Source organism: Staphylococcus sp. SUC_1.2, from assembly GCF_026222585.1.
The window spans coordinates 1-1,025 of sequence record NZ_JANJPM010000076.1; the positions used below are offsets into that span (position 1 = coordinate 1).

General features: G+C 32.5%; 2 protein-coding genes. Both read right to left on the reverse strand.

Annotated features, from left to right (window positions below; genetic code table 11):
* Positions 1–639: ArsB/NhaD family transporter (locus tag NR218_RS12665; RefSeq protein WP_265848589.1), on the reverse strand; the 639-nt coding region annotated here is incomplete at its 3' end.
* Positions 636–953 (reverse strand): ArsR/SmtB family transcription factor, encoded by a 318-nt coding sequence (locus NR218_RS12670; protein WP_011274435.1) that lies wholly within the window; start codon positions 951–953, stop codon positions 636–638. The genes NR218_RS12665 and NR218_RS12670, both read right to left, overlap by 4 nt.
* Positions 954–1,025 lie beyond the last annotated feature (72 nt).

A 1,025-nucleotide genomic window follows, 5' to 3' on the forward strand; every position in this document is an offset into this window, starting at 1 on the left:
TAGATTTTCTGTATCGAACGTTTTAGGTATGGATTTTCTGAAATATAGCCATAATACAACAATACTTGCAAGTAAAGAGAATAGATTGGGAATCATCATGCGACTTACATATTCAATAAATCCAATATGGAAGTAGTCAGCAGAAACGATATTAACCAAATTACTTACAATTAATGGAAGAGACGTAGTATCTGCAATGAATCCACTTGCAATGATAAAAGGAAAAATGACTTTTTGATTAAACCCAAGATTTCTTACCATAGCGAGCACGATTGGAGTGAGAATTAATGCAGCTCCATCATTCGCAAAGAAAGCTGCTACAATAGCGCCTAACAACATAATGTAGACAAACATCTTAAACCCATGACCATTTGAAGCTCTGACCATATGTATAGCCGCCCATTCGAAAAATCCAATTTCATCTAAAATTAATGAAATGAGTATAACAGCGACAAAGGTTAACGTCGCATTCCAAACAATTCCAGTAACTTCAATAACATCCGAGAGACTGACAACGCCTGTAATAATAGCGATGATAGCACCAAACAATGCTGTAATACCAATATCTAACCCCTTAGGTTGCCAAATAACAAACATGAGAGTTAAAAGAAAAATAATAATCGCTAGAATAGTCATTATGTACATTCACCTGTCTTTATCTTTTTACACATACATTGTTGAGTAGGAGAGCTAATATAAGTTAATTCATTGTTGATTGAATCTAAGGACTTATGATTAAGTCGGTACATGCGCTTAGTACCGTCTTTTCGTGTAGATACTAATTCATTATCTACTAGAATTTTCATATGATGACTTAATGTAGGTTGTGAAAATTGAAAATACGCTAATAAATCACAAGCACATAATTCACCGCAAGATAATAAGTCTAATATTTCTAATCGACTTGGATCCGATAAAATTTTTAATTGTAATGATAGTTCCTTATAAGACATATGGATGTCATCCCTCCTTTATTATAGATTATCATCTATATAGACAAATATCTATATAGATAATACTTTTTG